Here is a 20,398-nt window from a genome sequence, read left to right on the forward strand (position 1 = left end):
TATTCACGGCTGAATCAATGCCCCTGTAAACGTAATTGCTCCTATGGCGTTTGCTCCACCTGATGTGGTTAGAGCAACTAAAGTATAGGTAATGTTACCCGTTCCAGGTGTTACATCAACATGATTAACACTCGTTGCTCCAAATGCATTGTTAGCAACTGCATTCTGATTAATGCTAAATATTATAGTTGCCCCACGACGAATTTGGAATTGTAGTGTTGTGGAGCCCGCAGTTGCCTGCCAACCAACGATCCCTTTAACCAAACTCTACTCCCTGATGGAATTGTTGTCATCATTATGGTCTGTAATGTTGTTGGTGCAGCTACTATCGGTATAGACGAACTTCCTGTCGTATTGGGTGTGTTTTCAGATACTTGAAACTGTTGAATTGATCCAGTAGCTCCGGTGACTCCAGTAGCTCCAGTAGCTCCTATAACCCCTGTCTCTCCAGTGGCTCCAGTCGAGCCAATGCTTACTAGCAATGTAAAATCTGGAGATGTGCCTGGTATTCCTAAAGGGTCGGCAGTATCGACAACATAGGAACTACCTTCATAAGTAACAACTTGACCAGGTACATATGAACTAGCATTAAAAGGATTGAACGGTTCAGTGTTCGGTAATCCCAGCGGTCCTGGTGGAACCTGTATTCTTTAGGCATGAGCCCGGTACAATACATAGCTCATGCCGAACAAGTTGCATAATAATATTTGTCTATCTTTAAGGGGTTACTTTAACGTTGGTCTGCTGCTTTCTTGGTTTTTATTGAGCTTCTATCGTTTCCAGTTAGTTTAATAAAGTGGATTAACCTGCCTCTATGAATCTGCGTCCAAGCAATTAATATTTGTTGGCATAAAGTAAGAATAGAAGAAAGAGAGGTGTAAAGTATGCCTATTCAATTTTTAGATTCACGCATGTCCCTTAATAATACCTTTAGTTCGGGTACTACAACCTTAGTAACAACCCCTACGTTACTGGGTGATATCGGTCTGCAAACTGTCGCTGCAATAGGAACCCCAAACGAAAGTGATGTGCGTATTTTACTTTGGGGAACAGTTGGGGTTTTTAGATCTGCAACAAACTTAGTCAATATCTATGTTGAAAGAGGAGGTACTGGTATATTCGGTTCAGGATTACTAATCTTCAATTCAACAATTGATTTAACCTCTGGCCCAGGCACTAGACTCTTTAGTTTTACCGCTGGCGACTTCCCACCAGTATCTAATGTTGTAACAGGCCAGATTCGCTATACCATGTATGTTGCAAGTGCTGCAGAAACTCCTGTAACTATTCTAGGCCCTGTATCCTTTAACGGTTCGGCTCAAGCAGGCACATCTTAATCAATTTAGAAGAACTTAAATGCTATACTTGTTCATCTACTTCACAGCTCCCCACTTAATTTTATGTAATGATTTAATGTATATATTAATAAAGGTGTGAAGAGGAAATCCACAGTCTGATGCCGTGTTGTTCGGCCCCGTGTTTCATTTGCATCAATTTAGGCATGGGATTCCTTCTCAACTAATTAATTGAGGTCCATTGATATCACTAACCTGCCCGTTAGTTGAACAAAAGCAGCCAATCACATTGATCGGCTGCTTTCTTTGTATTATTGAGCTATCGTTTCCCGTTAGCGTCATCGTTTATGTTATCAACGCCTCGTTTTGTAGTCGCATGATTATTTCTTTAACCGTCTCTTTAGGGGACAAATCAGATGAATCCAACCAAAGACCCGAGCGTGGAGTTTCATTTCGCAATACGCGATCCAACTCATCTACGCTCCAAATCCCATAACCCTTCTTTGCCCGCGTAGCCTCTCTCGTTGCAACCACTGTAGAGTTTGGACAAAGCACGACTAAGTAAAATGGCCGGCTCTTAATAAACGAGATGAAATCAGTAAGTAATGGTCCGATGACAACATCTTGAACAACGACTGTATATCCCGCCTTATAATACATCTCCGCTGATTGGGCGGCGAGCTGGTATCGTAACCTCAACTGATCTAACTCGTCACTTTCTGAATCTGGACGAACCTCTTTGCGGTTATTTACAATCATTCTGCGAAAAATATCACCTCGTAAATGCACCGATTTGTCAAATTGTTCGGACAGTAATTGTGCTACGGTAGATTTTCCACTGGCCATTATTCCTGTAATGAGTATGATGTTTGGATTTTCCACTAACGTAAAACCACCCTCCTTTAAGTTATTATATAAACATAATAGTTGATAAGAAAAATCGAAAAAAGGTCGATTATAGATATATTCATTTATTACGCTACCCTGCCCTTTAGTTGAATAAAGGCAGCTGACCATGCCACATAGACGATCGTCATGGTCCAACCTACCATAGGGAGTGACTATCAAGCATTAACCATTCATTGAGATGATTCCCGATTGATATTTAGCATAATTGAGCTGTAAAGAAAATCTGCTAAATCCTCATGACCATATTGATTAAAGTAGCTTTTGAACCGTGCATCAAATTTGTAGGTATGGGCAATGCAAGCCAGTAACTCTGCATCGCATGTCATGAATTGCATTAGATTTTCTTTCCACTCTTCGATTAATCGCTGCACTTCATCGGAGGAAGGATCCTGATGGATACAACACGTAATTTGTTTATATATTTCTTCAATCTCGGAAAAACGTTTCTCTTTTTCATCTACTGATAAATTTCCCATGGTTTCACTATATACTTTGTACGCCTCTGTTTCGCCATAAATGAATCTTGCCTCATTGGCGTACTGTTCTTTCAATGGCAAAACGGAAGAACGGTTTAAAATGTTCAAATTACTAATATCATTCCCCGAAACGAATTCATCGAGGACAGTCATGATGTTTTCCAGTCTTTGTTTTCTCGATAATAAAGTTTGTCTCTGCTTCTTTAATATTTGTTTCTGTTCTTGCTTGTTCAGCTTTAAAATATCCGCAATATCTTTCAATGAAAATTCCAATTCCTTTAATAATAAAATGGTTTGAAGTTTTTCCAAACTGCTTCGATCATATAGACGATACCCTTTTTCCGTCAGATGTGTCGGTTTAAATAAATCGATTCTATCGTAATAATGCAAGGTACGAGCTGTAATGCCTGTTATCTGAACAATATCTTTAACCGCTAATAATGGTTTCTTCATCCCAAAATCCTTTTACTTCGTCTAGTATTTGAGCAGCAGGCGTTATTGTTGCCTCAAAGATCGTTCTTCCTGTTTTTCTTAAATAATACTGAATTAAATAATATCCGCAAGCGTAGCCGCCGCTATAGGGCATATTGACCGGTTTAAAGTTCTGAAGTTCTGCGATCTCGTCACCGTAAAGATAAGGGGCAATTTGATCAAACCCCGTTAATTGCAATTGCTTCCGGAGCACAGGCTTAATGCACCTGTTAAGTGTTTCTGCATTTGTTTTCGTTACCCAAGGGCCGAGCAATTCTTCTCCAAACATGAACGTAGCAAAGTTTTCAGCTAACCCTTCACTTACAATGAGCTCGCCCAAATTAATGGTGTGATCCCACTGAATAAATTGATATCGCACATTATGGTTGCATTCGTGCGCCAGCGCAACCTGCATTCGAGGAACCGTGTACTCATTTGGCAAGAGTGTACCCCAGATAAACCCGGGAATTCCCCCAAAGCCGCTATATCCTTCATTTATTGTTAAGGCACGGTTTTCCGGATTCCCTAGTTGAATGGTAAACAAATAATCAGATACGGGGAGACTTATTTCATGTTCTATAAATAAACGGAGGCTTTTCCTTACAGCGTGCTCACACTCTAACCAAAAAGAATCTGAAGAAATCAACTCTATCTCAGGTGAAATCTGCTGGGTAATCTGATCAGGGGATCGATGCATCATACTATTAAACGTAATAACGTCAAAATCATTCGCTTCTTCAGCTCTAAAAGGGATTTGTTGAATTTTCCATTGTTTCATAAAGGGAGCCATCATTTCGTTTCTGAATAATTCAAGCTTTTCCTCGGGCGAAGCTTGGGCAACTTTTTGATAAATATGATCTGAACGCAATGATTTTATATTCATCTCTCTCACTCCTAGTTATATATTCTTAGAGAGAATTATGTACTATGACCTAACGTCATAGTCAAGAGCCTTGAATCAAAATTATTGTACATGTTTTTAAAACTATCCTACCCGTTAGTTCAATATCCTAGCATAAGTAGTCGTAAAAGATTAAAACAAAAATTAACGTGAATAATCTAATATCCTAATGGTACTATCTCCCACCTCAAATTTACTTTTCATAAGTCTCATGTGTGCAGGATTGCCTAACGGGCTAGCGACTTGCATTGGCAAAATTTACTCATTAAACTGTTTTCTCATCTTTGTTAAAGTGGATAAGCATTATGAAGACAAAGATATTGAATTACCCTGCCCCCGTTAGCGCAGCCGATCTTAGTCGTCGGCTGCCTTCGGGTCATCAGTAAGCTATAGTTTCCCGATAGTTGAACACCTACCGTCAGCTCAACGACTTGAGCATACTCGATGTGTCGTTTTCTCAAGGATTTGTAAGTGCTATTCTAAAACCAAGATCATCTATTTTGAAATTGGGCATGCTTTTCCTTCTACTCGTAGAACCACAATTGTTCTCCACTTCAGCCCAACTGCCTCCCCTGAAAACTCTATAGTTCCCATATCGTTCAGCATCATATAGATCCCAACACCATTCCCAGACGTTACCGATCAAGTCATAAAGTCCCCATGGATTAGGAAGCAACTGTCCTACTTTATGAACAGATCCATTGGAATTTCCTTGATACCATGCAATTTGATCAATTCTTGCATACCGATATCCCGTTGATCCTGCTTTGCACGCATACTGCCATTCAGCGTCTGACAGTAATCGAAATCCATTCGCTATTTTGTGATATATTGTGTTCTCACTTTCGTTTGTAACTGTGTAACATTCCATCCTGCCAAGCTTTCTCGATAACTCATTACAGAAAGCGATAGCATCCATCCACGAAACTTCCGTAATTGGCAGCTTACTCACAATCGGCTCTATTTCTTCTTCATGCATGACAAAATGAAATAACTGCTGTGTTACTGGATACTTCATTACATGGAATGGCTCTATAGCTTCAGTCCACGTTATAGTCTTTTTACTACTTCCTGGGTTAGATAAAGTGTAATCAGTACTAAGCCATTTATCTGTATTAAGAAAATCGCGTAGTTCAATTGATCCGCCTTCTATGGGTACCATCAAATCCATTATTTCTTTTAGAAAACGTACCTTGTCACTTCCGTACTTTTCCATATCTTATCCCCCCCATTCTAACTTACCGCCAACCAAATTCGACCCAGAAAACTGTATTATCCTGCTTAATAGTTGCTAACGACGATAAACTCGTCGATACTTTTAGTGTGGTTCACCGCGTCTAATCTTGAAAGTATCCTATCCGTTAGTTGAATAAAGCAACCAATCACAATGATCGGCTGCTTTTTTTGTTTTATTGAGCTAACGTTTCCCGTTAGCTTAGTCCACAATAGCTAAAGGTGTTTGGTACAGTTATATAATTGGCATGCCCACTAATATTCTTTTATCAACATATTCTTTAATCAGTTTCTCGAGAAAAGTTAGACCTCGCTTTGCGACCACTTTGAAATCTTCCATACCAAGGTTTTGCTCACGCCAATTTGCTCCCCAACGAGTGATACGCTCTTCCTCGGTGGTGCCCTCAATTAATCTCTCTAATACGTTCATCATTGAATACGGGTACTCCTAAACATTGCTGAATGATTTCGGCAGTTTGCCTAGCTCTCGTAAGATTACTGGAGAATATAACATCCCATTCTTCGCTTGAAAGTCTTTTTGCCAGTGCAGCTGCTTGCTCTATCCCTTCTTCGTTTAGCGGTATATCAGATACTCCTTGAGCCTTGCTAAGATTATTCCATTCAGTAACCCCATGTCTAATAAGACCTATTGTGGTCGCCATACCTGCCCCCTTAATGACTACAATTTCCCCATCATTGCCCAAACAAATAGTACCACATATTGCGACTTCTACTTTTAAAGGGTTTACATTTGTATCTTCAAAAACAGATCACATCAGAGATTCTATGTTTTCTTTAATTTGCCCCTCAATCTTCCTTCAAATATAAATCATTCAATTTCATCCAATTCAAGTTTACCATCTTTAGTCCTACTAAAACTGAATGTATATAATTTATCTAATAGAATTGTCTCCCATTTAGACTTATCTTCCACATAGATACGTATTAAATCTTCATTCATCGTTCTTACATCTAGCCAGCATCCCTGGGAGCATTCTTTTTGCATTACTTTACCATTAGTATTTACATACTCAGTACGGGTGTACTTTTTTCATGACGGCTTCCAGGCTTTTGATCAGGATTTCACCTATTTCTGCAGTTGATTTTTCTTCAAAAATGCGCAGAACCAGCAAGTTCCCTTCTACTGCATTCAGCTTTCCGAGCACCCGACTCAGTGGTTGGCTAAACAGCTGGCGTTCCATTATCTCCGCAGGACTATTTTTCGGCGGATCCAAGCTGGCTTGGTCGGCAGTCCTTGCGTCATGGAGTGAAGAAGCGGTCGCTTCCTTGCGCAACAAGGTTGATACAACCAGGATTGTCCGGGAACAACATGATACAGTCGAATTTCTGTAATCGTTGAAAGAGCAGGACCCCCCTACTCCAAAAGGGTGTCCTGCTCTTTTTTTATTTCGTATGTTTTTCTAACCAGTTTTAATCCAAGCTTAGCTCTTCAGAAATTCGATCAACGCTGCATTAAATGCTTCAGGATGTGTCGCATTAAAGCCATGTGGTCCACCTTCTACAACAACAAGCCGGCTGCCAGGGATAGATTCATGTGTACGTTGTCCACTGACTTCAAGCGGCACAATGGCATCGGAATCGCCATGAATAACCAGGGTCGGAATATTGAATTTCTCCAGGTCCTGACGGAAATCGGTAAGAGCAAAGGCAGCAATGCAATCCAGGGTACCCTTAGGGGATGCCAGAGCAGCAATATCCCGGTTATATAGACGGAACGGTTCGCTCACAAGGTCTGTACGATCTCCTGCAGCGAAAAAGTTATTTGTAAATCCATCCAAGAAGGCTAGACGATCACCCTTAACCCCATTTTGGAATTCAGCAATCGTTGCATCGTCCAATCCTCCCTGTGGATTGTCCTCGGACTTATACAGGTAAGGAGGAACAGCGCCTGCAAATACAGCTTTGGAAACCCGTTCCGTTCCATATGTTCCGATATAGCGAGCTACTTCGCCGCCTCCCATGGAGAACCCAACCAGTGTAGCATCGCGCAGATCGAGGTGCAAAATCAATTTATGTAAATCAGATGCAAAAGTATCGTAGTCATAACCATCCCAAGGTTGGGAAGACTGACCAAAACCACGACGATCATACGTGATAACACGGTAGCCCGCTTCAATCAGGATAGGTACTTGTTTCTCCCAGGATCTCCCACTCAAAGGCCAGCCATGAATAAGGATGATGGGTTTCCCCTCGCCATGATCTTCGTAATACAGTTCAATTGGTTGTGCATTCTCTTCGCCTACGTTTACTTTAGCCATGGAAAATCCCTCCGTTTAGTTATGATCGTTTAATTGTTACTATTCAAATGCTACATATGCAATCTACTATTGTCAATCGTACCCAAGAATTAAATAGAATCGTTCATTGTAAATTGGAAACTTCTACACTCCTTTCTCCTGCAACTCTAAACCAATCAATAAAAAGTGATCTCTTATGATTAATGGTAATGGTCCTCAATAGAAAGAATCATTTTCTCCTGTTCTACACATAGTCTCACAGTAAAAATATTCTTTGTTCAGCAGAGATTTTCTTCAAGTTTGAGTAACACAACTGATCCTCCTATCAAAAAAGCAGCCCCGTCAGGAGCTGCCTCATGTTATGCCTTATTTTGTAATCCTATCTGTTTCCGCTAACTCGCCAGCTTACTCGCCACCCGGATAAGGATTGATCTTCTGGATCGTTCCGTCTTCGTTGTATTTCAGTTCGGAATATTTAACGCAGCGCTTGTGGTTGACGCCTTCCGACAGGGAGCTGTCGTGATAGAACAGATACCACTTATCTTCAACTTGCACAATGGAGTGGTGGGTTGTCCAGCCGATAACTGGAGAGAGAATCTCGCCCTTGAACGTGAATGGTCCCATCGGGTTCTTGCCGATCGCATATACGAGCTTATGCGTGGTTCCTGTAGAGTAGGACAGGTAGTAATAGTCGTTATATTTATGCATCCATGGGCCTTCAAAATATCTCCGTTCCTCATCCCCGGCCAGAATCGGATTCCCGTCTTCATCGACAATTGATATCTCGGCAGGCTTGCCCTGGAAGGACAGCATATCGTCACTAAGCAGTGCAACTTGCGGTCCAAGCGCTGGCTGGTCAGGAGCCGGTCCTTCTGCATCTGGAACGAAGCTGCCGGTCTGCCATTTCTCCAGCTGGCCGCCCCAGAGTCCGCCGAAATAGATGTATGACTGATTGTCGTCATCCACCAGTACGGCTGGATCGATACTGAAGCTGCCTTCCATATAATTTGGCTGCGGCGTGAACGGGCCTGCCGGAGACTCTGATGTTGCCACACCCAGACGGAAGATGCCGTCATGGTCCCGTGCTGGGAAGAACAGGTAATAGGTATTGTTTTTATAAGCGGCATCCGGTGCCCAGAGCTGCTTGGAGGCCCACGGAATATCTCTCAGATGCAACGCTTCGCCGTGATCGACCACCGGGGAATCGAAGTTGTTCATCGAGAGGACATGATAGTCTTCCATTTTATACTGGTCGCCGTTATCGTTGCTCGGCTCGTCATGATCGAGGTCATGGGAAGGATAGATGTAGATTTTGCCCTCGTAGACATGGGCGGACGGGTCTGCAGTGAAGATGTGGGTTACGAGCGGCTGGTGGGGCTTAGGTAGTTGTTGTTGTTGTTGTTGATTCATAAGGCATCTCCTTTGGTATTGGAATAATAGAATCCTTCATAATAAGCAGGGCTGACTTATCTGTACAGTTGCCCGAGGCGCGCAGCCCCAGGTAGATGCCGGTGAAGCCGTTGGCTGAGGCACGCGAACACGGGAGGCGCCTCATCGTCCAGCATGTAGGCATTCCCGCGCTCGGTCCAGGAATAGCGCTCAAATATCTGGCGATTACGGTAATTCATTGATTGCATCCTTAGAATTCAAAGCAAGCGTTTACAATCCCTAATGTTATTGTATAAGCCCCGCTTATTCTTTCCTATACACATAATAAAGATCTTTCCCCGAAAAAATGTACAATTCCCGCCTATCTCATAATTCTTATATTCTACAATGAAGTGATTTTTTTTGCGTTGTCTTGTCGCACATATTATTTCTTCTCCTCTGGATCGCAATGAATTAACAGGCAAAATAACAATTGGATATTAGCCTAATCGGCAATCGTACTATGTTCTTGTCCTTGGCTCGGGACAAGCACTTGTACCGATAAAACAAAAAAGCCGCTAAATGAGCGACTTTGAATGTTGTGCAGCCGATAGAAAATTAGATAATCCAAATTGCTAAGATTAATATAAGTTTTTTGAAATTTTTTGGGCCATGCACTCAATTCTAGGGATCATCAAGTTGTCATCCATCATTTTAATTTTATCAGGTTTAAACAACTGAAATTTCTTTAGATTGTAATAGTCAAATAACACCTGATACACTGTCAAATGGTTCTCCATCAGGTACTTTACATCTAAAACGTTACTTAGAATCTCATCTTGCATAATGATAAGCCTACCATCAATCTTATTAAAAAAACCCTCTTTTATTCCTTCATTATAAAAAGCCAATTCCTGATATTCTCGTTGCTTCATGGCTTCTTTTAGTCGCTCATAGTTCTCAGGATAACTATTTTCAAGTTCCCTTAAGAAAATGTCTGTGATGAACTCTTTTAATAAGATGGTTTGTTCAAATGTTTGCTGAAATCGCTGAACAAAAACTTGATCAGCATCAGAATCTTCAATAATTTCGTGGATATATTCGACAAATGTACTCACAATAAACGAAATAATATCTTCTTTGGTAGAGAAATATTTATATAAAGTCGCCCTGCTTATATCCATAATCTTTGAGATTTCATCCATTTTCAAACCTTGAAACCCATTTTTTCTAACGTGTAATAACAATCTATTAGTAAGCTTTTGCCTCATCTGATGTTGTTTTTCAATCTGCCGTTCCATCTAACTGCCCCCTTATAAATTATATTATATCTCATAATCATCATTTTAAACAAACTATACTAAATAGACACTTTAAATGCTTTTTGTTTACTTTATTCAACTCCCATGATATTATGTTTTTTGTTCCTATGAATAAGAGTGATGAAAATTCATATTGAACGAGTTAAGATTGGATACCTTTATTTAAGGAGGAACAAAAATGCAAACCCGAAGTCTTGGTCAACAAGGTTTAAAAGTCTCTTCTATTGGTTTGGGTACGATGGGGATGACAATGGCATACGGTCCTTCAAATGAAGATGAAGCAATAGCAACTATTCGTCGAGCTTATGAGCTTGGAGTTAACTTTTTTGATACGGCAGAATTATATGGATATGGAAATGGTCACAATGAACAGTTGCTGGGTAAAGCTGTAAAGGATTTTCGTGACAAGGTAGTACTTGCCACCAAATTTGGCTTTGATATGACAGCCGAGCAGATTGGAACACGTTTTAACAGCCGGCCAGAAAATATTCGTAAGGTAGCTGAGAACAGTCTTCGCTATCTGCAGACTGATTACATTGATGTGTTCTATCAGCATATCCCAGATCCCGATGTTCCTATCGAAGAAGTAGCAGGGGTCGTCGGAGACCTTATCAAAGAAGGCAAAGTTAAATATTTCGGTTTGAGCAACACCGGTTCAAACACAATTCGTAAAGCTCACGCGGTTACCCCGGTCTCTATGCTTCAGACTGAATACTCGATATTCGAACGCGAGATTGAGGACAACAATATACGAAAGACATTGAATGAACTCGGTATAGGTTTAGTGCCGTACGCTCCTTTAGGCAGAGGGTTCCTGACAGGTGCTGTTAAACCAGCCCAAGAATACGCGCAAGACGATATGCGCCGTTACGACGAGCGCTGGCAAGGCGAAAATTATATCTACAATTTACGAGCAACGGAACAACTTAATGAACTGGCTTCTAAGAAAGGTATTTCTGTAGCCGAATTGGCACTAGCTTGGCTTCTCGCCCAGGGAGAAGATATCGTTCCGATCCCGGGTACACGAAGTGCTAAGCGGGTTGAGCAAAACGTTGCTGCTGCTAACGTTAAACTTACAGAAGCTGATCTTCAACGTATTATAGAGATCCTTCCACACGGATCAGCCGGTAGCCGGTATCCAGCTGGAATGATGGAGAATTTCACAAGAGATTCATAACTTTTATAGAAAATTAAAAAGATGAATAAAAAACAGCTAACTAAGGACATAGTCATAGTTAGCTGTTTTTTTATCATTTTTTATTCAACATTTCGAAAAATCAAGTATTCGAGGTTAATAACACCATAATTATTCCACGTCAATGGGATGTTTAATCTGTCAGCAATTGACCATCCATGATACACAGTCCCGATCTCAGTTCTTTTCTACAACAATAAAGACACGATCCTCCCCTTCCGGGTTATCAATCGAAGCTGATAAATCCTTCAATTTGGAAAAGCGGATTTTTTTTCCATCCTACTTCTAAAAGAGAGGCCTTCACTGCATCTAATCTAAAACAGGTATTAACTATCGAATGTACGAATCTTTCATAATACCCATTTGGTTTTTTCGAGAAACCCGTCATATGAGTAACGGCTCTTGAATTCATCTCATCATAGAAGCTTCTAGATACAATCATCGATTCCTCATTGTCTTCAATTACGATATTCGTCCATCCTTGAAGACCTTTATTCGTATTTAAATCAAAAATAAAGATCCCATGATCATCCGTCACGTTATAAACCGCACGAAAACATCTTTTTAAGGCTTCAATATCAGGTAAATGGTTAAGGGCATCGAATGTTGAAACAACCAGACCCAATTTCTCTTCCAAAGTAAAATCCGTTGCATCGCCTTGTACAAATCTAGCCTGTCCCGTCTCTACATACTTCGAATTGTTGCGGTTCGCGTAATTCAACATCCCCGAAGACAGATCGATCCCCGTCACTTTATATTCTTTTTTTAGGAAATAATGAGCCAGGTGTCCTGTTCCACAACATAAGTCAAGAACATGGTTGTTATTACGGCTAATGTCCTGCTGTTCATAGTATTTTAGAATTCTTGGTGCTGCTTGCAGGGCAAAATTAGACCATTTTTTATTATATAATCCGGCAAAAACATTACCATACGTTTCCATTTCATCACACTCACGATCTATTTTGGAATCGATACGAAACCTCTTGCAACAAACCTAAGAGAACACTTTTAAACTGTGATTGAGCTTCTTCACTAAATTCGTTATTCTCTAATAACTCTTTCTCACACACAGAGACTTGTTGAGGGATAACATGGGCGTGTAATGACCGAAATATCAAGCGCATCGAGTTAAGCGTATTAATGCCTGACTTCATTCCACCTGAAGTTGACATCAGTGCAATCGTTTTATTTTTAAATCCTGATCCATCTTGGTAGTCGAGTAAGTTTTTGAGTGCTCCAGAGTACCCACCATGATACTCCGGAGAAGAAATAAGAAATGCATCAGCTGACTTTATTTTTTCCGAAACCGTGATCATTTCTTCTGTTAGGGGTGCTACCGGACTGTACAACGGAAAATTGGTATCACATACACAAATGATCTCTGTATCGTGCCCTTTCTTCTCCAGCATTCTACTTGCCATATTTAATAGTTTTTTACCTAAGGAGTTGGGATTCATACTTCCATTAATTAGAACAATTTTAGCCACTTCGCTCCCCCTCTTTCTTCTCCACAAGTTTTATCCGTACGATCCAGGACTTCACTTCGTTGTCGGCATGCAAGCGATAAGATTCTTGTAAGGCTTCCAAAGCCAACGGATAGTTTTTCACCTTCATATGACTCATACCGAGCAATCGCCAGCCATATGCATCCTGGGGATGATCTTTTACATATGAAGTAAGCAAGGTGCATGCTTCTTTTTCTTGATGTGTACGGATGTAAAGCAGCGCAAGTTCTGTTGTTGCCCATTTTTTATGAACGCTATCAACATAATTTAGATACAGCTCCTTAAGATCATTCCTTCTATTTTGCTTTTTAAGAATTTGTGAAAAGAGAGTGGCGTATTCTAAATGATCAGGGTGCATTCGGCAAAGAGCTGACAAACCAGTGGCTGCTAGTGTCCATTCTTCTTTCGAAACTGCTGCTTGTACTAAATTATGCCAGGCCTTCGAATGACTCTGATCCTTTACAACTGCGTTGTTCCACAATTGCATTGCTTTTATTTGATGTCCATGAGCAAAATATACATTTCCAAGATGATATAGGGAGCTGGCATCTCTTCTCAAAAGATAAATAAAGCGCCAAAAGAAAGTTGAGATATAAAATCTCGCCTGGAATCCGTTATGAGGAGATTGTTGCTCCAGTTTCTTCAACTAATATTCCCCCCGTATATAACTTGAGTAGCAACTTTCGTACGGAGGCCTCCTGCTTTTCTGGAAACTTTTTCAGCAAATCACGTAAAGTGATTGAATTTTTGCATTGTGCCAGAACTGCTCCAATGGCAGGAGAGATTACCATACAGCTATCTTTTTTACAGTCATATAAGACACGTGTGTCTTTTCTTAGAATAACTTCGAACGGGTACTCTTTTTCTTGGCCTGGAACGGTGGGGTGCATATTCTTTTCTAATTCAGATAGTGAGTAAGGCAAAGTGTACATTTTACATGAAGGAGAAAGCGACAATTGCAAATCTTCCTTCAGTACAGGTTCAGCTTCTGAATCTACCAACCTAGGTGCCTCAATGAAAAGTTCCGTATCATCAACAGCCAGCACATCACGAGGAAAGTCGTATCTTTCCTTTTGCTGAAGCTCACCCACGAGCGAAGAGGCAAAGGGAAGAAAACGTTCACTGTCCCAACCCGTTTCAGTGCGGAAATGATAACTACGTTGAATGTCTTTCTCTGGGTTTTTCTCAGCTATCCATTCAATTCCATAGTCTTTAGATTCGTTCCAAAAGTGGCTTCCTTCATAAAGGCGGAAAATTCTAAAACGAATATAACGAGTTGTGCATTCCGAATGCTCTTTTAAAAAAGATATGAACTCCGTAAACCCTTCCGGAGAAGTGAGCGGATAACCCAGGACGAGGGAATGGTACAACGGTATTTGTTCCGACCTACATGCGCTCCAGGATTGAAGCATCTTCTGCTTGATCTGATCAACATGATCTCTAACGAGCCAACCTTTCAACTCCCAGTGAACCCATGTCAGCCCCCTACTCTTAAGCCATCTCACCTCATCCTCATTCAAGGATTGATCAAACTTTAAATATATCCCCCAAGGGGCTTTAATATGAAATTTTTCCAAGCATTCTCCAAAATATAGGGCTTCTTCTACGGTGGTAGGTTCGTACAAGTAAAGACGTTTATTCTCGATGTGCTTGCTGTCGGATAACCAAGAAAAAAGTGAATCTTCGTGCATCCAGTTCTTCTGCACCCGAATATCTAGATAGGGAGTCCAATATTGATCTGCTTCTAACTCTCCGAATCCCCAGCTGATGGTTTGCTTGGAGCTCCTATGCTGAATGAAATCTTGTGGATGTCTAACAGCTATAACTTGGTTTATGTTCATAGGAGGATGGTTTACTAGGTTTTTACCAAAATCTGAAAAGAACGGACCTGCCCATGAAATACGCGCATCTTTATTCTTCTCACGTATAAAATCAGTTAATGTATAGGCCGGAACTAATTGTTGATCTGATTCAATCCATATGACCCATTCCCTCTCTTCATGTTCTACTATCGATTCCAAGAAGGGTTTAAACGGATTCGTTTTGTTGTCCTGGACACTCTTCTCCAGTTGTTCTGTACTCTCGGTGGAATACAGTAAATTAACATCATTCATTGCTAATTGAGTAGGAAGAAAAGGGAGTTGAAATAGCTCTATTGCATAACGGATAAGATTCCTTGCCTCTTCTCGTTCACGCACATCGCATTTCGTCTTCATCGTTTGAATAGCTTCTTGAAGATTCTTCTCTACGCTTTCCCTTCTCAAAAAGGCTCTAAGCAGGCCTCTCACATACTCTTGATCCTTTGCTTGAATTTCGTTTTGAGTATGCAAGCTGTTCCATTCATTTTCAAGATGTTGGTATCGTTTTGTTACAGCATGCGAGTCTAACATATGGTTCCAAAACAGAAGATTTGCATCGACTAATTCAATCTCCATATGAGAAGCTCGTACAGAAGAGATACAGGACGTTAACAGAAAAGGAATCTCGGAGGGATCTTTTAAAGGTGGATAGATTACTTTAATCGGAAGAGTCATGTCCATTTCCCCTTTCAACAAAGTAGCTTAATCTCAATTCGGCCGTGTGGCGTTGCTTATTACCTTTAGTCAGCCATGTCTCGCTCAGACCAGGTAACATTTCACTTAAAGTACATTCCTCTTCAGTCCCAAAAGCATTCCACATCTCAAGAAGAAAGTAGTTATCAAAATGAATATAAAAGGGTTTCGGTTGATTGGCTATTTTAACGAATGCTTCGTTGGGAAGTCTGTTTTCCACGTGATATTTGAATGCATCATAAAAAAGCTCGATGGAAGAGCCTGGATATACTCCATTCCAGAAGGTCTCTTTTGTGATCCGCCATGTAGCTCTTTGCACGACCACATCCCCCATCATCAGTCTTGGCGTAAATGCGCCTGTATTGACAACAAAAGGCACCGCCTTAGGTAAAGAAAAGAAAGAATGCACCATGGTATGAAGCTCACCGTTGTAAGTACGATAAACTCCATCATCATCAGGTAGGGATAAAACAACGCCATCCTCCAAACACTGGACCATCGCATGAGCCAGGGAGATCTTTTGGTTTGAACTATTCGATATACTGCTCATTTGTGCGGTTATGCCAGGATACTCGAAGGGAACAATTTTAAACCTTTTATTGGATAGTAAATTCAACATTTGTTGATTTGTTGTACTGTTTTTGATTTTCTCTTTTATTTGTGCTGTAAGATGTTCTTCATCACGATGAAATTGCAATGCCCATCCCCATAGCATAACGGTATCGTGAATTTCCCCAAGGATAACTTGATAAGTGCCATCGTTCCTTTTGGCTAGCATAAGATCGGGAGAGTTAATCCAGCCGAGGTCTGGATCAAACTCGCAGGATGTATCATCGGGAAGAGCAACAATAAATTCATCGCTTTTTTTCACAAAGGCTTCCACTTGTTGCTCTATATCCGTTCGTATGTTACGCCATCGATTTTCCCAGTGCTGGGCTTCAGGATGCTGTGTGACATCATATATAAATTTCAGGTAGGGCACCTCTTGTGTTGACGGATACAAGGTGGTGAATATCTCTTTCGCAAGCCTTTGCTGCATTTCATCCTTTTCTTGTCCATGTTTAGCGCAGAGGTTTAGCCATTTAGGCACACTTTCTCGGATCACACCTGCAATGCTCCCACCAATCTGAACCTCGTCTAATGGACCATGGCACTCCTCATATAGAAGAGTGCGGTCAGCATATATAGCTCCACCACTTCTTCTAGGATTTTCCCCTGTCCATTCCATGAAAGACGTCTCAAGTCGTGTTAATTCATGTATTTTGTCTTCCAACATCAAAGAGGGATATGAACTTTTTAAGTCCCATAGCCAATTGATCCTTTGTCTCCATAAGATCACGTCCGGGTGAGGAGGTAAGGTTGGGTTATTGATCCACTCTCTTAGACTTCGTAAGGCATCCGGTTCGGTGACGGGAATTGGTATTTCAATATCAACCAACTTTTTGCTCTCGAGCCTAGACAGCAATGGTTCTGTTTCTTCAATCGTCCAATTTAAATGATTTGCCAGCTCGGATATGGTTTGAAAATCATGAGACAACCCCTCAACTAAGGGGTGATAACGCTCCTGAAGTACAATTCGTTTCCCTGAATGAGGAAAATAAAGTGTGGAGCCCTCTTTCTTGAGCAGGTAAGATAATTTCACACTACAATAGGGTCTGAGCTCTTTTTTGATTTTTAATACATTTATTAAACTGGAAACTGCCCAGTACGGTAGAAAAGCTCTACGTTCCCTTTCTTGATCCAAAACTTTATATTTCACATCTTTGTTTATCTCTCCTAATCTGCCGTATTGAATAGGACCAAAATAACTTGTGGTTTCATTCTTCGTGCAAAACCTCTGAAGATAGGAGATTAATTGCCTCTCTGTTCGCTTAACATCTGCATTTCTTTTCACTAAAGCATTCTGCAAATAGGGAAGTAATGCATTCTTATACATGGATGGACTTTGTTGAAAAACAGCTTCTTGTAATCGCACGTCCTTATAGATATCCTGTAGTTCACGTTGTTTTAAAGCGAGCTCCTCTCTGAATACTTGAGCACTTGCTTCACGGATGAATTCCAAACGTTCTACGTTCATTTGATAATGCTTTAATTCATGTAATACGTTTGTGTCTAATCCCTCAGTCTCCAGGCTCGAAATGAGTTCTGAATTTATTGGTTTTCTTTTGGCAATCGTTTTACGTGCTTTTTTCCAAAAAGGAAGTGCAGCGTCTGAGATGCAGTTAACTCGTTCTAATTCCTTCATATGAGTGATACGCTGCTCTATATTTCTCTCAATCTCATATCGTTGATGAAACGTTTTAACCGTCTTCTCAAAACGAAGTCTTTCAATCCATTCCGCTGGAAATCCGGTAGAGCGTAGAATAAACTCAGGAAAGTGCTCCCACTTTGGAGTCCCGATATCGCCCACCTCCTAATCGTTCTGATGCGGATGCCCCTTTTTGAAAAACAGTTCCCCTCATTTCGAAACAGTACTTGCCCTCCTCATCCTTAAGCCACAAATGATCGGGTGAGGGCTCCATTTCAATAAAAGTAACAGTTTCATTTTTTTTAAGTAAACTATGGAGCAATTCGATCGCGAAGCAATTTTCAAAATCAAAGAAAAACGGCTTTTTCTCCGAGTTCACCTTGAAAAATACATATCGCGGAAGCTGATATTTATCCCGGAGACGCTGCATTTCAATAAAAATCTCAAACAAATTTTTTCCGTTACGTAAGCCTTCTAATTGTTCGTCTCCAAGCTCCCAACGTTCGCGCTGAAAAATGACACCGTTAATTTCAATCCTTGGCGTATGTTCGGAAGTGCGAATAACCGGTGAACTCACACGCGAGGGAGCAAAAGCCCATAGATGAATGTTCTCGTCTCCGCTATTGTATAAGTAGTGCTGTCTTTTATCTTGATCTATTAATTTCACTTCCTGATTTTCATACGTCACATATAAATCACGAATCGACACCACGCCTTGCGCTCTTGTTGAAGGTGTGCCAAATAGTTTGATAATCGTACCCGGGAAAGTTTCATGGATAAGCCCTTTGTGCCTTCTTGTATTCAATATGACAGAGAGATTTTGGTACATGGGCATATCGGAGAGCATGTCATTAATCTCCTCATTCACCTGCTCTCTTCTAGCATCAAAGAGAAGTTGTGAGCCCCACATCGCAATAAATTGGTGAACCTCACCCAATATGACTTGGTAATCCCCTCTCGATAGTGCATCTATATCCTTAGCTGAAAACATCACATCTGGAGAAGTATGACACTCCTCATATTTCCTGAAGCGATTAAATTGCTCGACATCCTCAGAGGTTATATGGGCGATTGAACCTTCCTGACGCTTCTGAACCAACTCATCCAGTAGCTCATTAAATTGAGTTAATGCAGGAAAAGAAAGGTCAACCTTTGCTTCAGCTAATAAGGTCTGGGATTTATATATAAATTCTGAATATGGAATATGGTTTCGATGGTCCTTTATATGCTCAAAGATACGATGTGCAATGGTTTGATAATAATCTCTCATGACATCGCCGAAGGCGGCGCTTAGATCGAGAACCGGTTTGAGCTTTTTCATAAAATCATCATAGAAAGTCTTGCCAAAAGAAAGTTTATCAATGGTTCCCTTACATTCCTCGTAGTATAACGTTCGATCCGCATACATTTGCCCTTGGCTTCGCCGTGCAGACGAATGAGTAACTTCTTCAAATAATTGTTCCATGCGCCGGGTGACATCTTGCCGATGGTTTAAATCTTTTGCCAATGCCTCTTCTTTCAATTGTTTAAACTGTTCCAAAATCTCAAGCCAGGTTCTCTTCCTCCCTTCGTTTAACGGAAGCTCCTCTAACCACGAGTGCAAATAGCTAAATGGATCAAAAATAGTGGAAGGGATTTCGATTTCAAATAGAACTATATTTTTATCGGCCAGTTGTTTAATGTACCGACGAAGTTCAGAAATACTCAGATCCAATTTTTCTGACAATTGATGAAGATTTAGCTCTTCACTCGATATTTCCTGTACGATCGCATCGTATTTATTGGGAAGTGAAATTTCTTTATTCAGGTGTAAAAAGAACAGTTTATTTTGTTGCAGTGCACACATCGGGTGCAGTCTAGGGATCAGAAAGTTGCTGATCTCCTGCTCTTCGGCTATACGTTTGGCAAGCTCTTTAACCATCCAGAAGGAATAATGGATGACACGTTCTTCAAATTTACCCGACTTAGCTTCAAAATGCATGGACTTGTCCAAATCCATATCCCATTCTGCATAATTCATTGGCCCAAAAAAACTGGCCGTATCATTTTTTGAACAAAAACGCTGCAAATAGGAGTAAAAACGCATTTCCAGTGTTCTGATTTTTGAAGGGCGGCTCTCATACTCCTGATGCGATATAAAACGGGAATAGGATATATTAAATACATCCGGATTAGAAATATAAACAGCCTCCGCCAGATAAGGATCTTTGAATATCTCTTGAAGTTGTCGCCTTTTCATTTTGAGTTCTTCATAAAATATTGCCTCAGTCCGTCTCATGTTTTCTTGGATATGCAGATCCATATCAAGCCATTGCTGCAAACCTTTACGCAAAGGATGATCCATAGTAAAGAATTGGTTCACTTCCTCTAATTCACGTGTTCGTATCGTATGTTTAGCTAGATATTTTCGAACTCGGGATAATACGTGTAAAATCGATTTCTGATTCTGTTCTGCATGCAGGTTGACAGTCTGAGGAATGATGTCATGCAATAAATGTTCCGTGAGAGATTGCTTGTCCTTCTCTAAGGTAGTGATCTCAGATAGCTGCTGAATGGTTTCGTTCCAGTGGAGCTGCTCTAGTGTTTCAAAAGGGAACCCCGTTTTTCTGACGACAAGTTTGGATACAAACGTCCAGTCCACACTCTTTTTGATATCCATCCTGTT

The 20,398-nt window shown here is 40.7% G+C and carries 19 protein-coding genes; 2 read left to right on the top strand and 17 right to left on the bottom strand.

What is annotated here, in order from left to right:
• Nucleotides 1–3 precede the first annotated feature (3 nt).
• On the bottom strand, nucleotides 4–264 hold the full coding sequence (locus QF041_RS03685) for a hypothetical protein (protein WP_307412024.1): 261 nt from the start codon (nucleotides 262–264) through the stop codon (nucleotides 4–6).
• 620 nt (nucleotides 265–884) lie between these two features.
• Here QF041_RS03685 and QF041_RS03690 point away from each other — a divergent pair.
• Nucleotides 885–1,337 carry a hypothetical protein gene (locus QF041_RS03690; protein WP_307412028.1) on the top strand — a complete coding sequence of 151 codons (453 nt, stop codon included), beginning with the start codon at nucleotides 885–887 and terminating at the stop codon, nucleotides 1,335–1,337.
• 303 nt (nucleotides 1,338–1,640) lie between these two features.
• On the opposite strand, the gene QF041_RS03695 is transcribed toward QF041_RS03690, so the two are convergent.
• The 10 genes from QF041_RS03695 to QF041_RS03740 all read right to left on the bottom strand — a co-directional run bounded on the left by QF041_RS03695 (nucleotide 1,641) and on the right by QF041_RS03740 (nucleotide 10,212).
• Complete coding sequence (locus QF041_RS03695) at nucleotides 1,641–2,177, bottom strand: AAA family ATPase (RefSeq protein WP_307412031.1); 537 nt, start codon at nucleotides 2,175–2,177, stop codon at nucleotides 1,641–1,643.
• 197 nt (nucleotides 2,178–2,374) lie between these two features.
• Nucleotides 2,375–3,133, bottom strand: coding sequence for a MerR family transcriptional regulator (locus QF041_RS03700; protein ID WP_307412032.1), 759 nt, complete (start codon nucleotides 3,131–3,133; stop codon nucleotides 2,375–2,377).
• Nucleotides 3,108–4,034: a DUF2268 domain-containing putative Zn-dependent protease gene (locus QF041_RS03705; protein ID WP_307412035.1), complete on the bottom strand. Its 927-nt coding sequence runs from the start codon at nucleotides 4,032–4,034 to the stop codon at nucleotides 3,108–3,110. The genes QF041_RS03700 and QF041_RS03705 overlap by 26 nt, the downstream gene beginning before the upstream one ends.
• A 475-nt stretch (nucleotides 4,035–4,509) precedes the next feature.
• Complete coding sequence (locus tag QF041_RS03710; protein WP_307412038.1) at nucleotides 4,510–5,268, bottom strand: formylglycine-generating enzyme family protein; 759 nt, start codon at nucleotides 5,266–5,268, stop codon at nucleotides 4,510–4,512.
• A 252-nt stretch (nucleotides 5,269–5,520) separates the two neighbouring features.
• Nucleotides 5,521–5,718, bottom strand: coding sequence for a histidine phosphatase family protein (locus QF041_RS03715; RefSeq protein ID WP_307412040.1), 198 nt, complete (start codon nucleotides 5,716–5,718; stop codon nucleotides 5,521–5,523).
• Nucleotides 5,690–5,947, bottom strand: a complete 258-nt coding sequence (locus QF041_RS03720; protein ID WP_307412043.1) for a histidine phosphatase family protein — start codon at nucleotides 5,945–5,947, stop codon at nucleotides 5,690–5,692. Before QF041_RS03720 ends, QF041_RS03715 begins: the two co-directional genes overlap by 29 nt.
• 369 nt (nucleotides 5,948–6,316) lie before the next feature.
• Nucleotides 6,317–6,583, bottom strand: a complete 267-nt coding sequence (locus QF041_RS03725; RefSeq protein ID WP_307412046.1) for an RNA polymerase sigma factor — start codon at nucleotides 6,581–6,583, stop codon at nucleotides 6,317–6,319.
• A 144-nt stretch (nucleotides 6,584–6,727) separates the two neighbouring features.
• A complete protein-coding gene (locus QF041_RS03730) occupies nucleotides 6,728–7,564 on the bottom strand; it encodes an alpha/beta fold hydrolase (protein ID WP_145148156.1) in 837 nt (278 codons plus the stop codon).
• A 384-nt stretch (nucleotides 7,565–7,948) separates the two neighbouring features.
• Nucleotides 7,949–8,953 (bottom strand): glycoside hydrolase family 43 protein, encoded by a 1,005-nt coding sequence (locus QF041_RS03735; protein WP_307412052.1) that lies wholly within the window; start codon nucleotides 8,951–8,953, stop codon nucleotides 7,949–7,951.
• Nucleotides 8,954–9,552: 599 nt separating this feature from the next.
• The gene (locus QF041_RS03740; protein ID WP_307412056.1) at nucleotides 9,553–10,212 is read right to left on the bottom strand and encodes a TetR/AcrR family transcriptional regulator; all 660 of its coding nucleotides are present in this window, start codon (nucleotides 10,210–10,212) and stop codon (nucleotides 9,553–9,555) included.
• 199 nt (nucleotides 10,213–10,411) lie between these two features.
• Between QF041_RS03740 and QF041_RS03745 the strand changes: the two genes are divergently transcribed.
• Nucleotides 10,412–11,410 (top strand): aldo/keto reductase, encoded by a 999-nt coding sequence (locus QF041_RS03745; RefSeq protein ID WP_307412060.1) that lies wholly within the window; start codon nucleotides 10,412–10,414, stop codon nucleotides 11,408–11,410.
• A 244-nt stretch (nucleotides 11,411–11,654) separates the two neighbouring features.
• Here QF041_RS03745 and QF041_RS03750 read toward each other — a convergent pair whose 3' ends face one another.
• Genes QF041_RS03750 through QF041_RS03775 form a run of 6 tightly spaced genes read right to left on the bottom strand, consistent with a single transcriptional unit; the run spans nucleotide 11,655 to nucleotide 20,392 of the window.
• The gene (locus QF041_RS03750) at nucleotides 11,655–12,368 is read right to left on the bottom strand and encodes a class I SAM-dependent DNA methyltransferase (protein WP_307412064.1); all 714 of its coding nucleotides are present in this window, start codon (nucleotides 12,366–12,368) and stop codon (nucleotides 11,655–11,657) included.
• Between the two features lie 10 nt (nucleotides 12,369–12,378).
• On the bottom strand, nucleotides 12,379–12,915 hold the full coding sequence (locus QF041_RS03755) for an NADPH-dependent FMN reductase (protein ID WP_307412067.1): 537 nt from the start codon (nucleotides 12,913–12,915) through the stop codon (nucleotides 12,379–12,381).
• A complete protein-coding gene (locus QF041_RS03760) occupies nucleotides 12,908–13,579 on the bottom strand; it encodes a tetratricopeptide repeat protein (protein WP_307412070.1) in 672 nt (223 codons plus the stop codon). Before QF041_RS03760 ends, QF041_RS03755 begins: the two co-directional genes overlap by 8 nt.
• Nucleotides 13,548–15,467 (bottom strand): hypothetical protein, encoded by a 1,920-nt coding sequence (locus tag QF041_RS03765; protein WP_307412073.1) that lies wholly within the window; start codon nucleotides 15,465–15,467, stop codon nucleotides 13,548–13,550. The genes QF041_RS03760 and QF041_RS03765 overlap by 32 nt, the downstream gene beginning before the upstream one ends.
• Nucleotides 15,451–17,895 carry a lantibiotic dehydratase gene (locus tag QF041_RS03770; protein WP_307412076.1) on the bottom strand — a complete coding sequence of 815 codons (2,445 nt, stop codon included), beginning with the start codon at nucleotides 17,893–17,895 and terminating at the stop codon, nucleotides 15,451–15,453. The genes QF041_RS03765 and QF041_RS03770 overlap by 17 nt, the downstream gene beginning before the upstream one ends.
• A complete protein-coding gene (locus QF041_RS03775) occupies nucleotides 17,855–20,392 on the bottom strand; it encodes a lantibiotic dehydratase (RefSeq protein ID WP_307412079.1) in 2,538 nt (845 codons plus the stop codon). Before QF041_RS03775 ends, QF041_RS03770 begins: the two co-directional genes overlap by 41 nt.
• Nucleotides 20,393–20,398 lie beyond the last annotated feature (6 nt).

This window comes from Paenibacillus sp. W2I17 (assembly GCF_030815985.1).
GTDB lineage: Bacteria > Bacillota > Bacilli > Paenibacillales > Paenibacillaceae > Paenibacillus.